The sequence below is a fragment of the Anaerotignum lactatifermentans DSM 14214 genome (assembly GCF_900142265.1).
GTDB lineage: Bacteria > Bacillota > Clostridia > Lachnospirales > Anaerotignaceae > Anaerotignum > Anaerotignum lactatifermentans.
Window position 1 is genome coordinate 28,479 of the sequence record NZ_FRAH01000015.1, and the last position, 25,151, is coordinate 53,629.

Annotated in this window: 23 protein-coding genes, 2 tRNA genes and 1 riboswitch; of the genes, 13 read left to right on the top strand and 12 right to left on the bottom strand. The window is 48.8% G+C overall.

All coding sequences use genetic code 11. The features are described from left to right. The first annotated feature begins 3 nt into the window (after positions 1–3). Positions 4–426 carry an immunoglobulin-like domain-containing protein gene (locus BUB35_RS05785; RefSeq protein WP_072849990.1) on the top strand — a complete coding sequence of 141 codons (423 nt, stop codon included), beginning with the start codon at positions 4–6 and terminating at the stop codon, positions 424–426. Between the two features lie 227 nt (positions 427–653). On the opposite strand, the gene BUB35_RS05790 is transcribed toward BUB35_RS05785, so the two are convergent. The 3 genes from BUB35_RS05790 to BUB35_RS05800 are packed head-to-tail and all read right to left on the bottom strand — an operon-like array spanning position 654 to position 4,773. Next, the gene (locus tag BUB35_RS05790; RefSeq protein WP_072849992.1) at positions 654–2,192 is read right to left on the bottom strand and encodes an AAA family ATPase; all 1,539 of its coding nucleotides are present in this window, start codon (positions 2,190–2,192) and stop codon (positions 654–656) included. Positions 2,193–2,196: 4 nt separating this feature from the next. Further along, positions 2,197–3,585 (bottom strand): vWA domain-containing protein, encoded by a 1,389-nt coding sequence (locus BUB35_RS05795; protein WP_072849994.1) that lies wholly within the window; start codon positions 3,583–3,585, stop codon positions 2,197–2,199. Positions 3,586–3,597: 12 nt separating this feature from the next. After that, on the bottom strand, positions 3,598–4,773 hold the full coding sequence (locus tag BUB35_RS05800; protein WP_072849996.1) for a leucine-rich repeat domain-containing protein: 1,176 nt from the start codon (positions 4,771–4,773) through the stop codon (positions 3,598–3,600). 160 nt (positions 4,774–4,933) lie between these two features. Between BUB35_RS05800 and BUB35_RS05805 the strand changes: the two genes are divergently transcribed. Both BUB35_RS05805 and BUB35_RS05810 read left to right on the top strand, forming a co-directional pair. Further along, a tRNA-Arg gene (locus BUB35_RS05805) sits at positions 4,934–5,007 on the top strand. Between the two features lie 51 nt (positions 5,008–5,058). Next, a complete protein-coding gene (locus tag BUB35_RS05810) occupies positions 5,059–5,931 on the top strand; it encodes an aminoglycoside 6-adenylyltransferase (protein ID WP_072850030.1) in 873 nt (290 codons plus the stop codon). Between the two features lie 222 nt (positions 5,932–6,153). On the opposite strand, the gene BUB35_RS05815 is transcribed toward BUB35_RS05810, so the two are convergent. From BUB35_RS05815 to BUB35_RS18470, 3 genes are all read right to left on the bottom strand, one after another. After that, positions 6,154–7,221, bottom strand: coding sequence for an FUSC family protein (locus tag BUB35_RS05815; RefSeq protein WP_072850032.1), 1,068 nt, complete (start codon positions 7,219–7,221; stop codon positions 6,154–6,156). Positions 7,222–7,226: 5 nt separating this feature from the next. Next, on the bottom strand, positions 7,227–7,658 hold the full coding sequence (locus BUB35_RS05820; protein ID WP_242949213.1) for a MarR family winged helix-turn-helix transcriptional regulator: 432 nt from the start codon (positions 7,656–7,658) through the stop codon (positions 7,227–7,229). Positions 7,659–7,875: 217 nt separating this feature from the next. Continuing rightward, a complete protein-coding gene (locus tag BUB35_RS18470; RefSeq protein ID WP_022364493.1) occupies positions 7,876–8,040 on the bottom strand; it encodes an Arc family DNA-binding protein in 165 nt (54 codons plus the stop codon). A gap of 157 nt (positions 8,041–8,197) precedes the next feature. Between BUB35_RS18470 and BUB35_RS05830 the strand changes: the two genes are divergently transcribed. Next, a complete protein-coding gene (locus tag BUB35_RS05830; RefSeq protein ID WP_072849999.1) occupies positions 8,198–8,638 on the top strand; it encodes an LOG family protein in 441 nt (146 codons plus the stop codon). A 228-nt stretch (positions 8,639–8,866) separates the two neighbouring features. Here BUB35_RS05830 and BUB35_RS05835 read toward each other — a convergent pair whose 3' ends face one another. Then, positions 8,867–10,246: a sodium-dependent transporter gene (locus tag BUB35_RS05835; RefSeq protein ID WP_072850001.1), complete on the bottom strand. Its 1,380-nt coding sequence runs from the start codon at positions 10,244–10,246 to the stop codon at positions 8,867–8,869. Between the two features lie 295 nt (positions 10,247–10,541). Here BUB35_RS05835 and BUB35_RS05840 point away from each other — a divergent pair, with 295 nt between their 5' ends. From BUB35_RS05840 to BUB35_RS05865, 6 genes are all read left to right on the top strand, one after another. After that, positions 10,542–11,804 (top strand): L-cysteine desulfidase family protein, encoded by a 1,263-nt coding sequence (locus tag BUB35_RS05840; RefSeq protein WP_072850003.1) that lies wholly within the window; start codon positions 10,542–10,544, stop codon positions 11,802–11,804. Between the two features lie 35 nt (positions 11,805–11,839). Then, the gene (locus BUB35_RS05845) at positions 11,840–13,387 is read left to right on the top strand and encodes an alanine/glycine:cation symporter family protein (RefSeq protein WP_072850005.1); all 1,548 of its coding nucleotides are present in this window, start codon (positions 11,840–11,842) and stop codon (positions 13,385–13,387) included. 234 nt (positions 13,388–13,621) lie between these two features. Continuing rightward, a tRNA-Phe gene (locus BUB35_RS05850) sits at positions 13,622–13,694 on the top strand. A 106-nt stretch (positions 13,695–13,800) separates the two neighbouring features. Beyond that, complete coding sequence (locus BUB35_RS05855) at positions 13,801–14,163, top strand: NusG domain II-containing protein (RefSeq protein ID WP_072850007.1); 363 nt, start codon at positions 13,801–13,803, stop codon at positions 14,161–14,163. Between the two features lies 1 nt (position 14,164). After that, positions 14,165–14,656 carry a Gx transporter family protein gene (locus BUB35_RS05860; protein ID WP_072850009.1) on the top strand — a complete coding sequence of 164 codons (492 nt, stop codon included), beginning with the start codon at positions 14,165–14,167 and terminating at the stop codon, positions 14,654–14,656. A gap of 297 nt (positions 14,657–14,953) precedes the next feature. Then, on the top strand, positions 14,954–16,459 hold the full coding sequence (locus BUB35_RS05865; protein ID WP_072850010.1) for an IMP dehydrogenase: 1,506 nt from the start codon (positions 14,954–14,956) through the stop codon (positions 16,457–16,459). 314 nt (positions 16,460–16,773) lie between these two features. On the opposite strand, the gene BUB35_RS05870 is transcribed toward BUB35_RS05865, so the two are convergent. From BUB35_RS05870 to ribD, 5 genes are all read right to left on the bottom strand, one after another. Further along, positions 16,774–17,007 carry a hypothetical protein gene (locus tag BUB35_RS05870; RefSeq protein WP_072850012.1) on the bottom strand — a complete coding sequence of 78 codons (234 nt, stop codon included), beginning with the start codon at positions 17,005–17,007 and terminating at the stop codon, positions 16,774–16,776. Positions 17,008–17,400: 393 nt separating this feature from the next. Then, entirely contained in the window at positions 17,401–17,862 is a 462-nt protein-coding gene (gene ribH / locus BUB35_RS05880) for a 6,7-dimethyl-8-ribityllumazine synthase (protein ID WP_072850016.1), read from the bottom strand. Between the two features lie 24 nt (positions 17,863–17,886). Beyond that, the gene (locus BUB35_RS05885; protein ID WP_072850018.1) at positions 17,887–19,092 is read right to left on the bottom strand and encodes a bifunctional 3,4-dihydroxy-2-butanone-4-phosphate synthase/GTP cyclohydrolase II; all 1,206 of its coding nucleotides are present in this window, start codon (positions 19,090–19,092) and stop codon (positions 17,887–17,889) included. Between the two features lie 18 nt (positions 19,093–19,110). Further along, positions 19,111–19,761 (bottom strand): riboflavin synthase, encoded by a 651-nt coding sequence (locus tag BUB35_RS05890; protein WP_072850020.1) that lies wholly within the window; start codon positions 19,759–19,761, stop codon positions 19,111–19,113. Then, complete coding sequence (gene ribD, locus BUB35_RS05895) at positions 19,762–20,859, bottom strand: bifunctional diaminohydroxyphosphoribosylaminopyrimidine deaminase/5-amino-6-(5-phosphoribosylamino)uracil reductase RibD (RefSeq protein WP_072850022.1); 1,098 nt, start codon at positions 20,857–20,859, stop codon at positions 19,762–19,764. It lies immediately after the preceding gene. Positions 20,860–21,037: 178 nt separating this feature from the next. Then, positions 21,038–21,179, bottom strand: a riboswitch (FMN riboswitch). 461 nt (positions 21,180–21,640) lie between these two features. Here ribD and BUB35_RS05900 point away from each other — a divergent pair. The 3 genes from BUB35_RS05900 to tnpA form a co-directional block, all read left to right on the top strand. Then, the gene (locus tag BUB35_RS05900; protein WP_072850024.1) at positions 21,641–24,235 is read left to right on the top strand and encodes a cation-translocating P-type ATPase; all 2,595 of its coding nucleotides are present in this window, start codon (positions 21,641–21,643) and stop codon (positions 24,233–24,235) included. A 122-nt stretch (positions 24,236–24,357) separates the two neighbouring features. Continuing rightward, positions 24,358–24,777 (top strand): potassium channel family protein, encoded by a 420-nt coding sequence (locus tag BUB35_RS05905; RefSeq protein WP_072850036.1) that lies wholly within the window; start codon positions 24,358–24,360, stop codon positions 24,775–24,777. Positions 24,778–24,953: 176 nt separating this feature from the next. Further along, the coding region (gene tnpA / locus BUB35_RS05910; protein ID WP_072847942.1) for an IS200/IS605 family transposase at positions 24,954–25,151 on the top strand (198 nt) is incomplete at its 3' end.

Sequence of the window (25,151 nt, forward strand, 5' to 3'; positions counted from 1 at the left end):
GAAATGAAAAAAGGAATTGCGGTTTTATTGGCATTGTTGTGTATGGTGGCATTTGCCGGATGCAGCGGCGATCCGGAAACTCAGTTTGCCACAGTCAACGAAATGGAAGGCGTGACACTGGAACTGAAAGAAGATACCCTGAAAGCCACCAGCGGTACATTCCTGCTGACCAATGGCACAGATGCGGAAATCAGCTATCGTGACGCGTATCACATGGAAAAGAAAGACGCGGACGGTCATTGGAAAGAATTTGTAGGCACTGCCAATGCCCAGTGGGGTGAAGAAACCGTTGCAGTACCTGCCGGAGAAACGGTAGAACTGCCTATCAATTGGAAAAACCTCTGCGGCAGTATCGGCACTGGTGAATTCCGTCTGATCATTGAAGTAGACGGCAATCCCATTGCGGCAGAGTTCACAAGAGAATAAAATATGGAAAATAAAAAAACCAGACATTAGGGGCATCTTCATAAGAAAACAAAGAAAGCCGAAATCCTTATTATGACAAAGGATTTCGGCTTTCTTATTATATTGAGATTTTATTTGATATGTTTTCTTCTGAAGATAGCCGTTGCAATTCCCCTTAAGAAATCAAGTGGAAAGAAAATCAATGTTTTCTTAAGGGGAAGTTGCTTTTTGTCTGGTTTTTTTGATGCTTAAAACAGCAGATCCACCATGGTTTTGGCTTTTTCGATGTCCTCCAGAATGGATTTCTGCTTTTCTTCAAAGAGCAGCTCTTTGTTGTAGCTGTAGTATTTTTCGCAACCGTTTTCGCTGATGAATTTCACGCTGTAGTAGTTGGCAGTCAGCTCTGTGATGAAAATGACCATTTCCTGTCCAGCGCCGAAGGCTTCTTCTAAGAAGGCAAAAGTGTTGTCCAGTGCTTCGGAAGCGTAGGAGATAGCGTTTTCTCTATCTTCCACCACATCGGCAAATTTCTCTTTCATCAAGCCGAATACGTCGTCTTTTTCCCGCAGACCTGCTCCTTTGGCTGCCTGCACATAGCCTTCCATGGTCTGGATGGTGGCAAGGTATGCCTGTGCGCTGTGTTTGTCCAGCAGTCCGGCTTTCTTTTCTCTGTGGTACTTGCTCTGGATTTCTTCCATGTAGGATTCTGTGAGGGTTTCCCAAGGGGTTTCGGCGCAGTAAGGGCTTGCGAAACGTTCCTTGATTTCTTTCAGCACCCCGTGAAGCTGTACGGTCTGCAAGTCTTTGTCATAAGCCGCTGTAAAGTCTTCTGTCAGGCGGCTCAGCAGCAGACCCATGACGCTGAGGCGTTCGTCGAAAGGCGCTTCCTGCAATTTTTCCACGGCACCTTTGGTGTAGTTCCCAGCCAGAATGTCTCCCACACGGTAATCTGTGCGGTATTTTTCGTAAAGGTCTAAATAGTTGGCAAAATCTTTGGCGATTTTCTTGTGCTGTAAGTACTGAACGATGAGGGTTTCATCAGCGGCAATGCCCAGTTCCTCATAGACCTGCAACATGTTGGACAGGTCTTCCCAACCTCTGGCGGTGGCAAAACGTTTGCCGTCTACCGTGGTTTCCATGGCGTAGAAATGGTTTTTCTTGATTTCCAGATAGGACAGCACAGCTCCGTGAAGCCCCTGTTTCCATGCGTATTCCTTCCATGCGGCAAAATCAGGCTCTACGTCGATTTTCTTCACACGGTCTAAGGTTACCACGTCAAATTCCCGTACGCTCTTGTTGTATTCGGGGGGATTGCCTGCCGCTACGATGATCCAGCCTTCGGGTACCTTGTGAGAGCCAAATGTTTTCGCCTGCAAAAATTGCAGCATGGCAGGCGCCAGTGTTTCGGATACGCAGTTGATTTCGTCGATGAACAGGATGCCTTCTTTCAGCCCTGTTTCTTCCATTTTGTCGTAAACGGCACCAATGATTTCACTCATGGTGTATTCTGTGACGGCGTATTCCTTGCCGCCATAGTTTTTGTGGCTGATGAAGGGCAGCCCCATGGCGCTCTGACGGGTGTGGTGGGTGATGCTGTATGCCACCAGCCCTACGCCGCATTCCCTTGCCACCTGTTCCATGATGGCAGTTTTGCCGATACCCGGCGCTCCCATGAGCAGCAGGGGACGCTGCCGCACCACAGGGATTTTATATTCTCCGTAAGCGTCCTTTGCCAGATAAGCGGCAATGGCATGCTTGATTTCTTCCTTTGCCTGTTTGATATTCATAGCATTACTCCTTGTTATACGAAATTTCCAAATCTTCTTTGCCCAAAATGACTTTCATTGCCCAAGGGGGCACTTCACGTTCGTTGTACATGCCCTCGTCAAAAAAGACGAATGCCGTTTCGTAGGGCGGGCGGCGTTTGGGAAACTGCCCCCAGCCGTCGGTAAAGTAAATGAGCCCTTTCAGATTGCGAAAGACTTTTTCTTCAATGAGTTTCGATACATAGGTGAATACGGGACGGAAGTCCGTGCCGCCGCTGCCCCGCAGGTCAAATTCCTCCATGTATGCTGCCATCTCCTCGGCGGAGGTGATGACTTTATCCTGCTGGATGACCGTATCACACTGTATGATGTGGATGTGGAAGGTATGGAAAAAGCTCTCGTTCTGCCGCAGGATGGCGTAGGTTTCTTCTAAGAATTTGCGCACCACTTCTCCCTCGCAGGATTCGGAGGTGTCAATGGCAATGACGATTTCCTCTACCTTTTTCACTTCCTTGTATTCCAAAGCCTCGATGAGGGGCAGATTGCCGTAGAGCTGCAAGCCGTAAGTATAGAAAATATAATCATAGCTGTCGTCGTCCACCTGCATGTCCTCTTTGAGGGTCACAAATTTTTCCAGAAAACGGCGGTAGTCATACCGCTCCCGGTTTTCCACTTTCAGGTATTGCAGCAGGTCGCCGACTTCTTCCCCGGCTTCCTTGGAGAAGGTTTCCAGATTGGTCTGCATCTTTTCGCTGATGTCACGCCATTTTTCCTCTAACTCCTGTCTGCGCTGCTGTTCCTGCTCGTCGTTCTGGTCGTTTTGATTCTGGTTGTTGTTGTCGTCTTGGTTTTCGTCCTGATTCTGGTCGTCGTCCTTTTTCTTTTCCCAGAAAACATGGTCGTCCACCCAGAATTCCAATTGCAGTTTGCCGAAGTCCTGTATGGACAGTTTTTCCTTTTGCAGCACTTCGTAAATGCCTTCGGCGGAAAGGACTTTCAGCTCTCGCCGCAGTTTGTCATACCATTCATTCCGCCGGTCGGATACCACCAGACGCACCGATTTGAAGGGCAGGGCATCCACCATGGATTCTACGGCAATGTCGCACGCCAGATTCCAGTATTCCTCGTCCCGGTCGCCCTGATGGAAGGGGTGGCGGAACAGGCAGTGGAGCAGCATGTGCAGATACGCCCGATTCACCAGCACCCGGTCGGACAAATACCGCTGGATGAGGTAACGGGGGTTGAACAGTATTTTCTCCCCATCCGTCCCCACATAGAGGGAGGACAGGTTCATTTCATAACGCAGAGAGCTGAGGGCAACGTCCAGAAACCGCATGGATAAATAAAGCTCATTGCGGGAGGCGCTTAATATGCGGCTGCCGATTTGTATGAGCTGCTGATGGGTTTCGTTCATGGTTTTCCCCCTTTACAAATCGAATGATTTTTTCTTTTTCGCAAAATGGGCGTGCTGGTATTCCAGCAAAAAGCCCGTGATTTCTGTTTTTTTGGCTTCTCCTGCCATTTCCAGCAGGGAATCGATATTTTCCGCCGTAATCAGTCCCCACTGGGCAAAAAGGCGGATTTTGTCCAGACTGCCTTGCTGGGTATAGTACCCAAAGGCAGTGGAAAAATGCTCTTTCAGATATTGCAGATAGTCCTGTCTGCGGTTTTCCTGCAGGCGGTAGGGGTATTCCAGACGGTACATGGTCAGAAGCAGTACCATCAGTGCCCCGTCCTCTCGCTTGGTCAGGTAAAACAGCTCGTCGAACCGGCGGAAATCAATGTCCGAATTGCCGATACACTGACGGAACAGATGGCCTGTGCCGTAGTTCACCTGATGGAATTGACGGGCAGGGGTATCCTCGATATATTCATACTGGAAATCGGGGATCAGCAGTTTTGCCCGGTTTCCGTCGTCAAAATCCATGGTCAGATGGAGTTCGTGGTTCAGCACTGCCACCAAGTCCGCAATGTGGCGGCATCTGCCAAAGGAAATGGATGTGAGCTTGTCGCAGTTCAGAAACAGCCCTGTGCCAAGGTCGGTGGTTTCTCTGGGGATGTTGATTTCCTCCATTTTCCGGCAGTTGTAGCAGGCATAAGCCCCGATTTTCTGCACTGTTTCGGGAATCCGCAGCTTTTCCAGACTGCGGCAGTCGTAAAAGGCATAGCCCTCAATGACGGAAAGCTGGGGCGGCAGGGCAATCTGTTTCAGAGAAATGCACCCCGCAAAAACATGGTCAGGCAGTACCGCCAGATTTTCCGGCAGGTGAATGACCTCCAAAGCGGAACAGCCCCCAAAGGCATAAGCCCCCATTTCCCGGATGGTGTCCGGCAGATACAGCCGCTTCAAGGCTTCCCCTGTCACTTCTTTCAGAGGGGCTTTTCTGGGCATGTCCTCTCCTTCCACAAAAGAAAGCTGGGCAGGCGTTTCTGTTTCATTTACCTCTGCCTCCGTCTGCACTGCAAAGGCATAGGGGGCAATGGCAATGACAGGCAAGCCGTCGATGTGGTCGGGAATGCGGATTTCCGCCGCCCGTCCTGTGACGCCGATGATTTTCACCCCTTCGGCGTAGGGGGTATATGTTATGGTAATGGGAATCATAGTTTTTCCTCGTTTTCTATACAAAATCCTGTTTCAATCATATATTATACTGCCTGCGGAGGAAGGCTGTCAAAGGAAATCCCCATTGGAATAGTAGAAAATACAAGGGAAAAGCACTCTTGACGAAACGGGGGAACGTGATAAAATAGAAAAGTAATGTGTCCCTATAGCTCAGTTGGATAGAGCGACCGCCTCCTAAGCGGTAGGTCGGAGGTTCAAATCCTCTTAGGGACGGTGCCGAAGCCTGCGGGTTTCGGCTTTTTCTTATTTTCGGAGGTGGAAACATTGCGGACAGAGCAGGAAATGATGGATTTGATTCTGGAAACGGCAAGACAGGATAGTCGGGTGCTGGCGGCATATCTGAAAGGCTCCCGTGCCAATGAAAATGTGCCAAAAGATGTCTATCAGGATTTTGACATCATGTATGTGGTGCAGGAAGTGGCGCCTTTTCGGGAAGATACTGCATGGCTGGATGGGTTCGGCGAAGTCATATTGAAACAGGAGCAGGACGACGATTTTGGCTATGGAGAACGGTTCGGCATTCGTGGGGATTACGACAAAAGCTATTCTTGGCTGTTGCTTTTTGCCGATGGCAACCGCATTGACATTGGCGTGGAAACGCTGGAAACCATGGAGCAGGGGAAGAACCGCAACCGCCTGTTTGTGCCCCTTTTGGATAAAATCGGCTGTCTGCCCCAATTTCCCCCGACAGATGAGGAATTTTGGGTGCAAAAGCCCACTGAAAAAGGATTTTTGGGCTGCTGCAACGCCTTTTACTGGAATCTGTGCGATGTGGTGAAAGGTCTGGCGCGGCAGGAGATGCCCTTTGCCATGACAACGTATCATGGACTGGTGTGGCCTATGCTGGAACAGATGCTCCAGTGGCAGGTGGGAACGCAGACAGATTTTAGGGTATCCTGCGGCAAGCTGGGAAAATATCTGAAAAATTATCTGCCCAAAGAACAGTACGACCTTTATCTGGAAACACTGCCCGATGGTGATTTTTCTCATTTCTGGACAGCTATCGAAAAGGCGTGCATCCTTTTTCGGCAGACGGCGGAACAAACAGCGGAAGCACTTGGTTTTGTTTTTCCTGAAAAAGAGGAAAAAGGCTTTCGGCAGTATGCGGATATGGTAAAAGAAGAAATGAAAAAATAAAAAAATAAAAAAATAAAACCACCCCTAAAGCAACTTCCCCTTAAGAAAACATTGATTTTCGTTTCCTTAATTTCTTAAGGGAAATTGCAACGGCTGTCTTCATAAGAAAACATATCGAATAAAATCTCAATATCATAAAAAAGCCGAAATCCTTTATCATGATAAGGATTTCGGCTTTCTTTGTTTTCTTATGAAGATGCCCCTAAAGGGTGGTTTTTGTATTTAAGATTCTTTGCAGGCATTGCCCCTGATTCTCTGAGAAACCAGTTTCTGGAACAGAAATGTGAATACCAATGCGAAAAGCACGCCCAGAATGGTGTCGGTGATACGGAGCACAACGGCATTGCCAAGACCATAGATGCCCGTTGCCAGCATCAGTGCGCCAAAGCAGTTGAAAGCAGTTTTATAACGATAATCCCGGCAGAAGCCAAGGCACAGACCTCCCAAAGGTCCCAGCAGGAAATGGAGGAAATCAGGCGTGATGAGGTAAATGATCAGATACGCGCCGGAGCCTGCGAAAACCCCAACGATACGCTGCCAGAACCTCGTGGTGAAGCTGTCAGAATAAGGATATTCACACAGCAGGGAGGCACAGGCAAAGCCCATCCACATGAACCGTTCTATGCCGAAGAAACGTCCCGCGGTGAGCACCAGACTGACGCCCAAAGCCATGCGGAACTGCCACAGATGAACGATGTTGCGCAGGTCGAACCGCTGAAGTACATGGTGGAAACGAACTTCCCCGTGGGCATGGCGATGTTTCCGGTACAGGATGATGGCGCAGAGGAGATAACCTACCACTGCCATCATGGTTCTTCTTGCCAGCGCTTCGCCGAAAACAGGATTGCCTGTCAGATATACATAGGCAAAGCTGTAAAGACCGCCGTTGCCCAGTTCAGGCTTTTGTGTGGTCATATAGAGCAGCAGGAAAAAGCTCACAAAATGCAGGGGAATGGCAAGATAAGGCGGTGCCACTGCCACAGCGGTGGGGGTGAACAGCAAAATCGCCAGAGCTGCCGCCAATGTTACCAGAGAATCCCCCATACAATATTCAAAATTTACAAAGCGAATCCCCAGCAGGATGCAGAACAGCGCCACTGCCAAAGGGGTGTTGTCCTGACCGAATAATCTGGCAAGACCGCTGATGAACACCACCGCAAAGCCTACAATGAGCAGGGAACGCAGTGCCATGGCAATCCAGTAAAACCGTTTTTCTGCTGCTGTATCACACTGGGCGATTTTCGCTTTCAATATCGCCGGGTCCATTTGTAACGCATTATAAAAAGTCATGGGCATCACTCCTGTTCTTCCTTTTTGATATGGGAAACAATCTTGTCTGTATACTGTAAAAATGCCTCAAAATCTTCTCCTGTGCTTCTCCACAGGTCGTAAAAGGGCTGCAATATGATTTTGTAGCCTTTTTGCAATTCTTCCACGCCGGTGTCTGTCAGATAGATTTTGTAGCTTCTTTCGTCATGAGGCTGTTTTTCTTTGCGGATGCAGTTTTTTTCCAAAAGGCTTTTCAAACAGCGGCTGACAGCTTCTTTTTTCATGCCGCTGCGCTGGCTCAGCAGAACGGGGGTGTTCTGTTCTGGCTCCTGATACAGCCATGCCAGCAGCTCACATTCGCTGACGGTGAGATTGGTTTGTTTTGCGGGCAGAAGCAGACGTGTCAGCTTTTGCACTTGCTTCTGGTAATATACCATATCCATCCAATCCATCTCCATTTCTGCACCTCCATGCACTTAACAAAGTTAATTAACAGTGTTAATGATATAGCGGAAAGGCTGGAATGTCAAGGGGAGAAGCAAATCTTTGTAAAATCCCCATAAAAACAGAACAGCCGGGACCCTCTGTGTTGTCAGGATTCCGGCTGTGAAACGAAAAAAGCTGGAATCCTCTGTGATGATAGAGATTTCAGCCTTTTTGTTTTCTGATATGCGTTTATTTGATGGGGATTTCTCCATGCTCCTTCTCGAATTTCTGGATGCAGTCCCGAATGAGGATGTTGACCTGACTGTTGGCAGAACGACCTTCGTAGTCGGCAACGAAATGGAGTTTGTGCAGCATGGTTTCGTCAATGCGGATAGACAGATTTTTGATTCCCATGGATATCACCTCTATATAAATATAATTTCATTCTAATTTGCAGCTAATATGGATTTATTTTATATCTATTTTGTGATAATATGTTTAAAATGACTTTTGTTTGAATTAAAAGTGAATTGAAAATGACTTCATTATGAATGTGAAAGAGGTGATAATCATGCAGGGAAAAATCTGCTGTTTCTTCGGTCATCGGGATGCCCCCGATACCCTTGCCGATGATTTGTACACTGCTGCCGAGGAGATGGTGCTGCTGGAAGGTGTCACCACCTTTCTGGTAGGGGGACACGGCAATTTTGATTTTCTGGCAGCTCAAACCGTACGGCAATTGCGGAGGGTCTATCCTCATATCCGTTTGGTGCTGGTGGCAGCCTACGCCTCTGCCCTCCGCAGTCCCAGGGTGAGGGAAGGGGGATTTGATGAGGCTTTTGTGCCGGATACGCTGGCAAAGGTGCCTTTCAAAGCTGCCATTGTCTGCCGCAACCGCTGGATGGTCCAGCAGACGGATTTTGTCATTGCGTATGTCATCCGAGCAGAAGGCGGCGCCTATACTGCCGTGGAATATGCCCGGAAAAAAGGGAAAAAAGTCTGTTTGATATAGCAAAACAAAAAGGTATGGAACTTAGGGGCATCTTCATAAGAAAACAAAGAAAGCCAAAACCCTTATGATTACAAAGGATTTTGGCTTTCTTATTTTTTATTAAGATTTTTTGATATGTTTTCTTATGAAAACAGCCGTCGTAATTCCCCTTAAGAAATCAAGAAAAAACAATGTTTTCTGAAGAGGAATTTGCTTTTTTCCATACCTTTTTATAATACGCTTTTCGCTTTATGCCGCGAAGAATTTGGAATAGTACCCCATGACGAAGATGAACAGTACGATCAGGGGCAGTACCCATTTGATGTAGATGCGCAGGCAGTTGGGGAATTTCAGCCCTTTGCCCGCATTGGCCTCTGCCAGGAAGTTGTCCCAGCCCCAGCCCATTTTCCAGCTGCAGAACAGGACGAAGATCAGGCTGCCCAGAGGCAGGATGTTCTGGCTGACGATGAAGTCTTCCAGATCCAGCACTGCGGTATCAGGACCGAAGGGCTGGAAGCCGCTCCACAGGTTATAGCCCAGTACACAAGGCATGGACAGCAGAATGATGGCAATGACATTGATGATGATAACTTTCTTTCTGCTGGCGTTGGTCAGGTCTGTGGCAAAGGAAATGATGTTCTGGAACACGGCAATGACGGTGGAGAAAGACGCAAAGCACATGAACAGGAAGAATAAAGAGCCCCAGAGTCTGCCGCCGGGCATGTTGTTGAACACGTTAGGCAGTGTCACGAAGATCAGGGAAGGACCCTGACCGGGGTTTACGCCGTAAGCGAAGCATGCAGGGAAGATGATCATACCAGCCATGAACGCTACGAAGGTGTCCAGAATGGTGATGAGGATGGCTTCCCCTGTGAGAGAACGGGATTTGTCGATGTAACTGCCGAAGATGGCAATGGCACCGATACCGATACTCAGTGTGAAGAATGCCTGACCCAGTGCCGCGAAAAGCACTTCCAACAGACCGTATTCTTTCAGTGCGCCAAAGTTGGGTTTCAGGTAGAATTCCAGACCAGCTTCGCCGCCTTCCAGCAATGCGGAACGCACTGCCAGCACGATCATCAGAAGCAGAAGCATCAGCATCATGACTTTGGTGATCTTTTCTACGCCAGCCTGTAAGCCCTGTGCGCAGATGGCAAAGCAAATGAGAACAACCACTACCATAAATCCAGTCATCAGACCGGGTCTGCCCAGCATGGTGTTAAAGGCTGCGCCGATGCCTTCTGCATCCAGCCCGTCAAAACCGCCGGCAGCTGTTTTGAAGAAATAGTAAAGCATCCAGCCGGCTACTGTGGTGTAGAACATCATCAGGATGTAGTTGCCGGCCATGCCGAGATATTTATACCAATGCCATTTGGTGCCTTTCGGCTCCAATACGTCCATGGCGCGGGCGATACTGCGCTGGCTGCCACGGCCAACAGAAAGTTCCGCCACCAGAATGGGAATCCCCATCAAAATCAGAAAGGCGATGTAAATCAGCACAAAGGCTGCGCCGCCATACTGTCCGGTGATGTAGGGAAATTTCCACACGTTCCCCAGCCCGATTGCGCAGCCTGCGGAAATGAGGATGAAGCCCAGTCGGGAGGAGAACCTTTCTCTTTTTTGTTCCATAAATGATACCCTCCTACTTGTGAAACAATCATATTGTATAAAAATAAGTGCACATATTTGGCAAAAATACCAGATGCGGTGAGGTCTATTATAGTAGGGTGTATAGAAAAAAACAATGGAGTGGGGCAAAATGCACGATATATTATCAGACATCATGGCAGAATCGCCGAAAAATAAGGAAAAGCGGTAAGACAAGAAATCCATAGCTTTTGCAAAAGGAAAAGGGGTTCTCTCTGGCATTTTGCAGAAAATCATGTTACCCTGTTTAAAGAGAAATACAAGGGAGGAATATGCTATGAGAGAATTGACAGCGTTATTGAAAAAGGAAATCAGCCCCGCTTTGGGTGTCACAGAAGTAGGTGCCATTGCACTGGCATCTGCAAGAGCGGCAGCGGCGGCTGAAGGGAATATCAGGAAAATCCATGTGGAAATGAACGGCGGCATGTATAAAAACGCCTTTTCCTGCGCCATCCCCGGCACAAAGGAACTGGGCTGCGAAATGGCTGCCCTGCTGGGGGCTGTCTGCGGTGACTGGACACTGGGACTGGAATGTCTGAAACCTGTCACAGAAGCCGACGCAGACCGCGTGAAAGCCATGGGCATTGACGTGACCACTGCTGTAGACAAATCCAAAGAAGAAATCTACATTCTGGCAGAAGTGGAAACAGACAAAGGCACAGGCAAAGCCCTCATCGAAGCCAAACACAGCAACATCACAAAGGTTTGGAAAGACGGCGAAGTGATTTTTGAAGGGGAAACAAAGGCAGCGGAAGCAGAAAAGCCTTTTCCTTTCGATACCGTAACTGTAGCGGATTTCGTGGATTATGTAAAAACAGTTCCTGCGGAAGAAATTGCCTTTGTGCAGGATATGATTGACATGAACTGCGCTCTTTCCGCAGAAGGTGCAAAAGGCGCAGGGCTTTCTATCGGTGCTACACTGGATGCGTTCCGTGCAAAAGGCGTTTTGGGGGATGATATGATTTCCCGCGCACAGCACCTGACCACAGCGGCTATGGATGCCCGTCTGGCTGGTCTGCCTTTTCCTGCTATGAGCATTGTGGGCAGTGGTTCTCACGGTATCCTGTGCTCCATGCCTGTGGTTTCTTACGGCAGAAGCATCGGCGCAGACGAAGACACCATCCGCAGAGCCGTAGCTCTCAGCGGTTTGATTACCATTTACAGCAAACATTACACCGGCAGACTTTCTGCTCTTTGTGGCTGCGTACTGGGCGGCGGCAGTGGTGCGGCAGCTGGTATCGTCCTGCTTATGGGCGGCGGTGCGGCAGAAGTGGCAGCGGCCATGGACCATATGGCAGCAAACCTGACAGGCATGATCTGTGACGGCGGCAGCACCGGATGTGCCCTGAAAGCTTATGCAGGGGTACATGCGGCATTCCTCTCCGCAATGCTTGCTATGAATGGCACAGCAATCCCTCATAACTTCGGTGTCATCGGTTCCACAGCGGAACAGACAGCCAAAAACCTGGGTCGTATCAGCATGGAAGGCATGGCGCCTATGGACAGCACCATCATTTCCGTTATGCAGGAAAAACGATAAGACGGTAATACGGGGGAAAAAGGGGAGAGTTTCACATGAAAGAAGTATTCGATGCCGTCAATCAGGTTTTTGACTTTGTGGTACCCATTGCGGATTTTCTGTGGGGGTTTCCAACCAATTTTGACTGGTATGCATCCATTCCCATTTTGGGGAATTTGTCCTTTGCCATTGTCATCCTCATTGGCTCTGGTATCTTTTTCAGCATCAAGACAGGATTTATCCAGGTGACCCATTTCCGTAAGGGTCTGCGGATTCTCATTGACCGAAAAACAGCGGCCGTAGGTATCACACCTCTGGCGGCTTTCTTCCTCAGTTCTGCCATGCGTGTGGGACCGGGGAATATCATGGGTGTGACAGGCGCCATTGCCGTTGGCGGTCCCGGTGCCTTGTTCTGGATGTGGGTCAGCGCCTTTTTCGGCATGGCAACGGCATTTATGGAAGCCACACTGGCACAGATTTTCAAAGAAAGAAAAGGCGATGAACTGGTAGGCGGTCTGCCGTTCTACGGTAAGAAAATCATGGGCAACCGGGCGTGGGTAGGCGTTTTGCTTTCCTGTATCTTCATTTTGTACGCCATGTTTTGTCTGCCTGCACAGGCCTTCAACGTGTTTTCCTCTGTAGGCTCTGTGGCGGAAATCGTCACAGGGGAAACATTCTCACGGACATCGATGCTTTACTGTATCACAGGTATCCTGCTCATTGGCGGCACCACATTTTTTGCCTTTGGCGGTATCCATAAAATCACAGCGGTGACAGACAAAATGGTACCTGTCATGGCAATGATTTACTGCGGTACGGTACTGCTCATTGCTCTTTTGAATATTGGCACCATCCCGTATTTCTTTGGTGCGGTATTCGGCGGTGCATTCACACCGGAAGCCGTATTCGGCGGTTTCTTCGGCACAGCCCTTGCACAGGGGGTAAAACGTGGACTTATGTCCAATGAAGCAGGTCAGGGGACTATCACCATGTCCGCCGCTGCTTCTGACGCGGAACATCCCTGTGAACAGGGCGTAGTGCAGGCATTGGGCGTTTTTCTGGATACCATGGTGGTCTGCACATTGTCCGGCTTCATTGTGGTTATGGCGCACCTGTGGAGCGCAGACCCGGCGGCTTGGGAAGGTCTGAAAACCCAGCAGCTGCCTTTGTATCTGGCGTCCATCACCTCTTTGACACCGGGCAGCGGCGCCGATAGTCTGGTGACACTGCTCATCAGCGTGTGCTATGGATTGTTCGCCTATACTTGTATTGTGGGCTTCATCATTTTCGCGGAGATTGCCGCAAACCGTATTAGCCGTAAACGTCCCTTCATTTATTTTGTGCGGATTCTGGGGGCGCTGGTGTTCATTCCCTTTGGGGTGCTGTCCGTTATGGCAGGGCTGGAACTAGGGAACTTGTGGTATATCTCAGACCTTGGCAATATCATCATCGTGTACTGTAACTTGCCTGTGCTGTTCGTGGGGGCAAAATATGCTTTCCGTGCCACACGGCATTTCAAGAAAAAAGATGGTACACCCTTTACCTCTGATGTTGTGGGCATTATCTGCGATTATTGGGATGAAAAGGCGAAACAAAAAAGTTGATTTGCAAAACAGAGAAACCCTAAGCGTTTTTTCATAAGAAAAGAAAGATAGCCGGAATCATTGTGAACAGAAGATTCCGGCTATTTTCCTTTTCTGAAGGGGAATTTGCTTTGTTTTCCCCCTTTTTGTTCTTCCCAGAAAGAAAAAAATGAAATTTTGTATTTTTTTTTGAAATTTGGTGTTGACAGAACTGCAAATCTGCGTTACAATGTACAAGCATCAAAGATGCGATGTGCCCAGATAGCTCAGTTGGTAGAGCAGAGGACTGAAAATCCTCGTGTCACTGGTTCGATTCCGGTTCTGGGCATTTTTTTATGTACTACAATAATAAATCCTACTACTACTGGAAAAAGGAAGCACGTGCTTCCTTTTTTTCCTATATATGAAAAAAAGAAATAGAAAGTGGTGGAGAGATGAAACGCCTGGATTTGATTTTGATTGCAGGGGTACTGGTTTTAGCGGGGATTATCTATCTGGTGTTTTTGGGCAGTGCTGAGGACGGCGGCAAAGCGGTCATCACCGTGGACGGACAGGTGGTGCAGGAACTGCCTTTGGACGAAGATACCACCTATCAGGTGGATACACCGGAAGGATATAATATAGTAGAAATCAAAGATGGCTGGGCGGATGTCATCGAAGCGGACTGCCGGGACGGTCTTTGTGCCGACCAGAAGCGGATTCACAAAACAGGAGAAACCATTGTCTGCCTGCCTCATAAAATGGTGGTCACCATTGAAGCAGGTACGGAAAATACAGTAGATGCGGTGGTGGGATGATATGAGAAGCAGTAAAGTAGCACAATACGGACTTTTTGCGGCGTTGGCCATCCTCATGGGCTATGTGGAAATGCTCATTCCTCTGCCTTTGCTGGTGCCCGGCATGAAGCTGGGTCTGGCAAACGTCATCATCGTCATTGTCCTGTATCATATGGATACCAAGTCAGCCTTTTTTATTTCCCTGGTGCGTGTCCTCATGTCAGGATTGCTGTTCCAGGGCTTTGCGGGACTGCTGTACTCTCTGGCAGGCGCTCTCCTTTCTCTGGCTGTCATGGCTCTTTTGAAGAAAACAGGGAAGGTCAGCATCACTGGCGTCAGCGTCATGGGCGGTGTGTTCCATAACGTGGGGCAGATCATCGTGGCGGCGGCTGTGGTGGAAAATATCAAAATGGCGTATTATCTGCCGTTCTTGCTGGTGACCGGCGTGGTGACCGGCTTTGTCATTGGCGCCGTAGCCCGTTTGGCATTGGGCTATCTGCAAAGAAGAACCTAAGAAAGTCGCCTTTTTGCAGGCAAAAAATGACGAATTTTCACAAAATCAAAAAAAATGTCTCTGCCCCCTTGAACAGGGGGCTTTTTAGTGCTAAAATCGTATGCAATACAAGGACAACGGCATGTTGTATACACAAAAGAGAAATCAGAAACGGAAAAAAGAAATTTTGGTAAAATTGTAAGGTAGGAAAAGAACAGAAAAACGCGCTTTTCCTCTTTTTTTATCCAAGAAACCCAAAAGCCTCCGGGCTTTTATGATAGTCAACCATCACCCAGTATTTGAAAAGGAGAGAAGAAAATGGCAACTTACTTTACAGAACCTTCCAGAACTTTCAGCGAATACCTGCTGGTACCCGGGTATTCTTCCAAAGAATGTATGGTAGATAGCGTGAGCCTGAAAACACCCGTGGTAAAATTCAAAAAAGGGGAAGAACCCGCTTTGACCATGAACATTCCACTGGTTTCCGCTGTTATGCAGGCAGTATCTGACGACAAAATGGCAGTGGCTCTGGCAAAAGAAGGCGGCATTTCCTTCATTTTCGGCTCTCAGTCCATCGAAAGCCAGGCAGCCATGGTGGCAAGAGCAAAGGCTTACAAAGCTGGTTTCGTGATCAGTGATTCCAACATCAGCCCCGAAAGCACACTGCAGGATATCCTGAACCTGAAAGAAAGAACAGGTCACTCCACAGTAGCTGTTACCACAGATGGTACCGCTCAGGGCAAACTGGTAGGTATGGTAACAAGCAGAGACTACCGTGTGAGCCGTCTGGACAAAGACGTGAAAGTAAAAGACTTCATGACTCCTCTGGATCAGCTGATTTATGCCCCTGCTGGCACAACACTGAAAGAAGCAAACGACATCATCTGGGACAACAAGATCAACCAACTGCCCATCGTAGACGATGAAGGCAGACTGCAGTATCTGGTATTCCGTAAAGACTACGACAGCCATAAAGAAAACAAAAACGAACTGCTGGACGCACAGAAACGTTATGTGGTAGGCGCTGGTATCAACACTCGTGACTACAAAGAACGTGTGCCCGCACTGGTAGAAGCAGGCGTTGACATCCTGTGCATCGACTCCTCCGAAGGTTATTCCGAATGGCAGAAAATGACTCTGGACTGGGTAAGAGAAACATACGGCGATACCGTTAAAATCGGCGCTGGTAACGTTGTAGACGCAGAAGGCTTCCGTTTCCTGGCTGAATGCGGCGCGGACTTCGTTAAAGTTGGTATCGGCGGCGGCTCCATCTGTATCACAAGAGAACAGAAAGGTATCGGTCGTGGTCAGGCTTCCGCAGTTATCGAAGTGGCACAGGCAAGAGATGAATACTATAAAGCAACAGGTATCTATATCCCCATCTGCTCCGACGGCGGTATCGTTTACGACTACCACATGACACTGGCACTGGCTATGGGTGCAGACTTTATCATGCTGGGCAGATACTTCGCTCGTTTCGACGAAAGCCCTACAAATAAAGTAAACATCAACGGCAGCTACATGAAAGAATACTGGGGCGAAGGTTCCTCCAGAGCAAGAAACTGGCAGCGTTACGACATGGGCGGCGATGCAAAACTGTCCTTTGAAGAAGGTGTTGACTCCTACGTTCCTTACGCAGGCAGCCTGCATGACAACGTAAACCTGTCTCTGAAGAAAGTAAAATCCACCATGTGCAACTGCGGCGTTCTGTCCATCCCCGAACTGCAGGAAAAAGCAAAGATCACTGTGATTTCCACAACCAGCTTGGTAGAAGGCGGCGCTCACGACGTACTGCTGAAAGACTCCAGCAAAAACTACAAATAAGATATTTTTGGGCAGAGAAGTCAAATTCTCTGCCTTTTTTCTTCTATATAATAAGAAGAAAGCCAAAAGAAAAAGACATTTTCCAAAAGCAACTTCCCCTTAAGAAAACATTGGTTTTTTTGTTTCTGATTTCTTAAGGGGAACTGCGACGGCTGTCTTCAGAAGAAAACATAACAACGAAAATCTTCATAAAATAAGAAAGCCAAAATCCTTTGTCATGATAAGGATTTTGGCTTTCTTTGTTTTCTTATGAAGATGCCCCTAAGGAAAATGTCTTTTTTTATGTCGTTTTTATGGAGTTTGGAACAGGGGAATCACCATGTTTTCCCCATCATCATGGCAATGTCCATGAGTTCTGTCACCATGGCGTATGTTTCGTCGGGGTCTTTCAGACGTTCTCTGGTTTCCTCGTCGCTGTCAAAGCTGGCAACCAGCTCTCCGTAGATGTTGCAGAAATCTGCCCGCCACTCCTCTTTGACGTTTTTGTATTTGCTGAGGTGATAGCACACCTCGCTTAAATCCTGAAAGGTATAAGTATCGTGAATCATGGCTTTCGCTCCTTTCGTTTCTCTGGCATTAGTATACCAAAAAAAGCGGGAGTGGAAAAGAAAAATTCAAGTGATATGATACATTTTTCAGAACGCGGAAGGGTTTGGGAAACAAAGGGTCAACACGTTTGCTTTGCAAACGCCAGCCATAAAAGGCTGTCCGCATCTCTTGCGGTGTGGGGTTTCCCAAATGGAATCCCAAGGGGAAAAGCGGGAGTTTCAATGCTTTTGAGCAGATGGATATTCTGCACCCCGAAGAAAACGGGGGCAGCAAAGCTGACTTTGCGGAGCAAAGTGCTTGACCCAACTGCTTTATACTTCTGTCTAATCGTCAAAGGCCCCCATGAAATGAGCCTTTGACGAAAGGTGTTCGACTTTGTCGACACCTTTGAATTACATCTTTCTTGCCAGATCAACCATTTCGATGGCGGAGCATGCCACGTCATAGCCTTTGTTGCCTGCTTTTGTGCCGGCACGTTCGATGGCCTGTTCGATGGTGTCTGTAGTCAGTACGCCGAACATCACAGGTACGCCTGTTTCCAGAGCGATGTGTGCTGTGCCTTTGGAAACTTCGTTGCAAACGTAGTCATAGTGGCTGGTTGCACCGCGGATGACTGCACCCAGACACAGGATAGCGTCGTATTTGCCGCTTTTTGCCATTTTCTGTGCGATGGTGGGGATTTCAAAAGCACCGGGAACCCATGCAATAGAAATGTCGTCGCCGTCTACGCCGTGACGCACCAGAGCGTCTTCTGCGCCGCTGACCAGTTTGCTTACGATAAATTCGTTAAATCTTGCGGCAACAATGCCGATTTTCATACCCTTGCCGTTTAAATATCCTTCTAAAACTTTCATTGCTGTATCCTCCTGACTTTGTTTTTATAAAATGTGAGAGAAAATGTGACCCATTTTCTGCTGTTTTGTCTGCAAATAGAATTCATCATCTTCCTGGGGTTCGATTTCGATAGGCACACGTTCCACAATGGAAACGCCGAAGCCGTCCAGACCATAAACCTTTGTGGGGTTGTTTGTGAGGAGCCGCAGTTCTTTTGCGCCCAGGTCCTGCAAAATCTGTGCGCCGATCCAGTATTCCCGCAGGTCAGGTGCAAAGCCCAGTTCCAGGTTGGCTTCTACGGTATCTCTGCCTCTTTCCTGCAGTTCGTAGGCTTTCAGCTTGTTGATCAGGCCGATGCCTCTGCCTTCCTGACGCATGTACAGCAGGATGCCTCTGCCTTCTTTTTCGATCTGTGCCATGGCTGCCGCAAGCTGCTGTCCGCAGTCGCAGCGGCGGGAACCGAATACGTCACCAGTCAGGCATTCAGAGTGTACACGGCACAGCAGGTTTTTGCCGTCGCCGATGTCGCCTTTTACCAGTGCAACGTGGTGTTCGCCAGTCAGGTCGTTCACATAACCGAAAATACGGAATTCGCCGTATTTTGTGGGCATTTTTGCTTCTGCTTCCCGAATGACGTGTTTTTCGTTGCGGCGGCAATAGTTCTGCAAATCGTGGATGGTGATGAATTTCAGGTTGTATTTGTCAGCCAGTTCCCACAGGGAAGGGGTACGCATCATGGTGCCGTCGTCTGCCATGATTTCGCAGCACAGACCGCACTGTTTCAGCCCAGCCAGACGCAGCAGGTCAACGGTAGCTTCTGTGTGTCCTTCTCTGGTGAGCACGCCGCCTCTGCGTGCAATGAGCGGGAACATGTGACCGGGACGACGGAAATCCTGGGGTTTCGCGTCGTCTTCCACGCATTTTCTTGCGGTGTAGCCGCGTTCTTCGGCGGAAATGCCTGTGGTGGTGTCTACATGGTCAATGGAAACGGTGAAAGCGGTGCAGTGGTTGTCTGTGTTGTCAGAAACCATCTGGGGCAGCATGAGCTTTTTGCCCAGTTCTTCGCTCATGGGCATGCAGATGAGCCCTTTGCCGTGGGTTGCCATAAAGTTTACGTTTTCTGTGGTGGCAAATTCTGCCGCACAAATCAAATCCCCTTCGTTTTCTCTGTCGGGGTCGTCAGTGACCAGAATCATACGACCCTGACGCAGTTCTTCCAATGCTTCTTCAATGGTGTTATATTCACGCATAACGTAATCCTCCTATGTTTAAAATCCGTTTTCCCGGAGGAAATCCATGGTCAATGTGGATTTCTTGGGAGTGGATTCTGTGTTCTTTGCTAAAAATTTCTGAATGTATTTGCCGATGACGTCTGTTTCCAGATTGCAGGCGTAGCCTTTGGGACGGTCTAAAAGGGCGGTGTGTCCGCCGGTGTGGGGGATGATGCCCACACGGAAGCTGTCTTTGCCCACATCCATGACTGTCAGGCTGGTGCCGTCAATGGCAATAGAGCCTTTTTCCACAATGCCCGAAAGGATTTCCGGGTCTGCGCCGATGGTGAGGACAACAGCTTGTCCTTCCGGCTTCTGGGAAAGGAAAGTGCCTTGCCCGTCAATGTGCCCCGTGACCATATGCCCGCCAAAACGCCCGTCTGCCGCCATGGCTCTTTCCAGATGTACCACGCTGCCCCGTTTCAGGCTGCCCAGATTGGTGCGGCGCAGGCTTTCCGCCATGACAAAGGCTGTAAAGCCGTCTTTTTCCAGTTTCGTCACCGTCAGACAGGTACCGTTGACGGCAATGCTGTCCCCCAGCTTTGTGCCGCCCAGTACGGTGGTGGCGGCAATTTGCAGCTCGCCGCCGTCTTTGGTGAGGGAAACACCCCGAATGGTGCCCAGTTCCTCAATGATGCCTGTGAACATTTACTTCGCCTCCTGTTTCGGGAAATCATAAACGCAGAGTACATCGTTTCCGAAGGTCTGTACTTCTGCCAGATGCAGGTCAGCCGCTTCCGATGGAAGGGATATGCCGCCTCCTGCAATGGGTGATTTTGCTGCTGCGCCCCCAAATACTTTTGCCCCAATGTATACATACGCCCGTTGTATCAGGTTTTCTGCCAGAAAAGCTGCGTTCAGTGTGGCGCCGCCTTCCAGCAGGATGCCGCTGATTTGTTTTTCCCCCAGTCTGTCCATAAGGGCAGGGAGGGGAACTTTTTCCCCGTCAAAGACAAGCACTTCTGCACCTTTTGCTGTTAGAGCTGCCTGTTTTTCTTCGTCCTTGGAACAGGTTGCCACGATAAGGGGAATGTCCTTTGCCGTCTGCACCAGTTTGCTTTCCAGGGGAATTTGCAGTTTGCTGTCACAGATGATGCGGATGGGATTCCGTGCCTCATCACCCAGTCGGCAGTTCAGCATGGGGTCGTCTGCAAGAACGGTGCCGATGCCTGCCAGTATGGCTGGATACCGCCGCCGCAGAGCATGGACATGATAGCGGCTTTCCTCGTTGGTGATCCACTGGGATGCACCGGTGACTGTGGCAATTTTTCCGTCGGCAGTCATGGCGTATTTCATTGCCACATAAGGCCGTTTCGTTGTGATGTAGTGAAAGAAAGGACCGTTGAGGGCGTCACATTCCTCCCGCAGGAAATCTTCTTCCACTTCCACGCCTGCTTCCCGGAGGATGGCTGCTCCTTTGCCTGCCACCTTGGGATTGGGGTCACGGGAACCAATGACCACTTTGGCAATGCCTGCTTCCAGCAGGGCTTCTGTGCAGGGCGGTGTCTTGCCGTAGTGACAGCAGGGCTCCAGTGTCACATAGATAGTGGCGCCTTTGGGTGAGGTGCGGCAGTTTGCCAGGGCGTTGCGCTCCGCGTGGAGTCCGCCAAAGCGTGCGTGCCAGCCTTCCCCGATGATCTCGCCGTCCTTGACAATGACCGCGCCCACCAGTGGGTTGGGGTCAACGGCGCCGATGCCGTTTTTGGCAAGGGCAATGGCGTGCCGCATAAAATCCTGTTTTTCCATTTTCGCCACTTCCTTTTCTGCAAAAAAATAACCCTGAACAGACGGGAAACCGTCCACTCAGGGCTTTGAAATCCATGAAAAAAATACGCATATCCAAAACAAAGGGTACCACAAACACACCCCTTTTTGGTATACACAAAAGAACAGAACAAAAACAGAAAAATCTGCCTTGTACTGTCATGATCTTCTTCCATCCAGACTATACTGTCGGTTTTGGAATCTCACCAAATCCTGACTTGAACCTATGCCAAATCCTACGCATCGCTGCGCTCGCGGACTATACCGCCGATCGGGAATTTCACCCTGCCCTGAAGATACTGCCGTATGTAGTTGACGCATTTATCATAGACCCATGTTAAGAAAAAAACAAGCCCCTTTTTTGAAAAAAATTGCATGGATTTGCATACAAAATTTCGTTATATTTGCATAATGACAGGAAAATGCAAATGCAGACTGCCAAAAAAACAGAACGGGCGCTTTTGGGAAAAAAGAGGGAAAAATCAGGGGCTTTGGGGCAAAATAACAGGGGCAAAAAGAAAATTGCAATTTGTATGAATTTTTCTCTTGCCTTTTGTGCAAAAGTATGGTAGAGTCATTGTAATAAAAGGGAGTAGCTTGTGCGGCAAGCCGCATCGTCAGCGTTCGTCATCTCGGTGTTATTACCCGGGCGCGACTAAAAGAACATTTTCTTGAAAAGCAAGACTTTTATTGCATAACGAGAGGATTCGGTGCAATAAAAGTCTTTTTTATTTGCACGGGACACAGAGAAAGGGGAATTTCTATGGATAAACAATGGAAATTATCGCAGGAAGAACTCCTGCAGGAACTGAACAGCTCCATGAACGGGCTGACAGCGGAAGAAGCAAAGAAACGGCTGGAACAGTACGGCTACAACAAATTGCAGGAAGGCAAGCGCAAAGGCGTTTTGCAGGTATTTGCGGAACAGTTTGCTGACCTTTTGGTAATCATTCTGATTATCGCAGCCATCATTTCCGCTCTGACAGGCGGTCTGGAAGGCACCATCGTTATTCTAGCAGTGCTCATCCTCAATGCCATTTTGGGTACGGTGCAGCACTTCAAAGCCCAGAAATCTCTGGACAGCCTGAAGGCTATGGCAGCACCCAATGCCCGTGTCATTCGTGACGGTCAGAAAATGGAAGTGCCTGCGGCAGAACTGGTGCCCGGCGACATTCTGCTCTTGGAAGCAGGGGACGTGACCGCAGCAGACGGTCGTGTATTGCAGAACTTCTCCTTGCAGGTCAGCGAAAGTGCACTGACAGGGGAATCTGAAAACGTAAACAAAATCGACACACCCATTGATCAGGATGAACTGCCTTTGGGCGACAGACTGAATATGGTATACAGCAGCTCTCTGGTGTCCTACGGCCGTGCGGTGGTACTGGTCACAGGTACAGGGATGCAGACAGAAATCGGTAAGATTGCCGACCTGATGGAATCCGCACAGGAAAAGGCAACACCCCTCCAGCGCAGTCTGGACGATTTCTCCAAGAAACTGTCCATCATCATCATGGTCATCTGTGCCATCGTCTTTGGTCTGGGTGTATGGCGGAACATGGGTCTGGCGGAATCTTTGATGTTTGCTGTGGCTCTGGCAGTTGCTGCCATTCCCGAAGCCCTCAGCTCTATCGTGACCATCGGTCTTGCCATTGGTACCCAGAAAATGGCAAAAGAAAACGCCATCATCAAAAACCTCCGTGCCGTGGAAGGTCTGGGCTGTGTATCCGTTATCTGTTCTGATAAAACAGGTACTTTGACACAGAACCGCATGACTGTAAAGAAAGCTTATGCCAACGGCAAAGTTTGGGAACCCGAAGAAGCAAAAGGCAATGATAAAGCCGTGAACGGTCTGGTGGCAGAAAGTGTATTGTGTAATGACGGCGCCATCAACGGTGAAACAGCGGTAGGCGACCCTACAGAAACGGCTCTGCTGTCCTTCTGCCGTACCATCGGCGGCGATGAAAATAAAGTCAGAGAAGAATTCCCTCGTTTGCAGGAAATTCCCTTTGACTCCGACAGAAAACTCATGTCTACTCTGCATTTCAGAAATAACCGTTATGAAATGCTCATCAAAGGCGCGCCCGACGTGCTGCTGGCAAGATGTACTTCTGTGGAACAGAACGGCGAAGTCCTGCCTTTGACAGACGAAATCCGCAGCGCCATCGTAGACCAGAACAGAGATTTCTCCTCTCAGGGTCTGCGTGTGCTGGCATTTGCCAAAAAGGTGCTTTCTGAAAACCGCCCTCTGACATTGGAGGACGAAACCGACCTGATTTTCACTGGTTTGATTGCTATGATGGACCCTCCTCGTGTGGAATCCGCGCCTGCTGTTGCGGACTGCCGCAGAGCCGGTATCCGTCCTGTTATGATTACCGGTGACCATAAGATCACTGCTTCTGCCATCGCAAAAGAAATCGGCATCCTGCAGGATGGCGACAGAGCTGTGGAAGGCAGCGAGCTGGAAAAAATGACAGATGAAGAACTTCGCAACGAAGTAGAACATATTTCCGTTTATGCCCGTGTATCTCCCGAGCATAAAATCCGTATCGTAAGAGCATGGCAGGACAGAGGTCATGTGGCAGCTATGACAGGTGACGGCGTCAACGACGCGCCCGCACTGAAACAGGCTGACATCGGTATTGCCATGGGTATTACTGGTACAGAAGTATCCAAGGACGCAGCGTCCATGATTCTGACAGACGATAACTTCGCAACCATCGTCAAAGCCGTAGCCAACGGCAGAAACGTATACACCAACATCAAGAACTCCATCAAGTTCCTGCTTTCCGGTAACCTGGCTGGTATTCTGGTGGTTATGATCACATCCCTCTTTGGTCTGCCTCTGCCTTTCACAGCAGTACAGCTGCTGTTCATCAACCTTTTGACAGACAGCTTGCCCGCACTGGCAGTGAACATGGAAAAACCCACTGGCGACCTGCTGAACCAGAAACCCAGAAGCCCCAAAGAAGGCATTCTGACAAAAGACTTCTTGCAGACACTGGGTATCCAGGGTGCCCTCATTGCAGTGGCAACCATGGCAGCTTTCTATCTGGGTATGCAGATCAACAACGGCATGGCTTGTACCATGGCTTTCGCAACACTTTGTATGGCACGTCTGTTCCACGGCTTCAACTGCCGCGGCTCCCGTTCCATCTTCCGTCTGCCTTCCAATCCTTACAGCGTAGGTGCTTTCTTCGTAGGCACACTGCTGCTGATGCTGGTACTGTTTGTGCCCGCACTCCATGGATTGTTTGACATCGACAACGCTCTGACACTGACAAACATCGGTCAGATTGTAGGTCTGGCATTTGCGCCTACCTTCCTGATCCAGCTGTCCAGAATCGTCAGAGGCAAATAAGATTACGTCACCCTATGGGGTTATGTGCAGTATAACCCCATAGCGATTTTTGATATCCCCGTATTTCCCTCCCAAAAAAAATACGGGGTATTTTTTTGGAAAAAGAGGGGGAAGGAGATAACATGCGCAGGATATCTTTGCTTTGGAAAGTGGTTCGTATCACCCATGCGGAACGGTTTGCCGTTGGTTATGTACTGCTGTTGTTTCTAGTGGCAGTGGCAGTCTGGCTGGCAGAGCCGTCCATCACCACATTGGCGGACAGTCTTTGGTACTGTTTTGCGGCGTCCACTACCATTGGCTTTGGAGATTTTGTGGCAGTGACATGGGGCGGCAGAATTTTGACGGTACTTTTGGCGCTTTACGGCATTTTTGTGGTGGCATTGGTGCCGGGGGTCATGGTGAATTATTTCATTGAGTTCAATAAGATTCGCTATAACGAAAGTCTTGTGCTGTTCATGGATCAATTGGAACATCTGGATACCCTGTCCAAAGAAGAACTCCGGGAAATTTCCGCCAAAGTCCGCAATTTCCGCAGAAAATAAAAAACAGAGTATTTCTTTTGAGAAATGCTCTGTTTTTATTGTACGCCGAACAGGTATGACAAAACCCCCAGTTCAACTGGGGGTAGGTAAAAATACTTTAGTATAAGAAAGAAACCTCCTGCGTTATAATGAAAATGGTCTGGCAACCCAAATTATAGAAGCAGGAGGTTTTGTCAATGAATGACATAAGAAGTTTATCACATTCCAAATGGAGATGCAAATATCATATTGTTTTTGCACCTAAATATCGCAGACAGGTGATTTATAAAAAGTTAAAAGCAGATATTGGGAGGATATTAAGAGAATTATGTGAAAGGAAAGGTGTAAATATTGTAGAGGCGGAGTGTTGTTCAAATCATATACACATGTTAGTT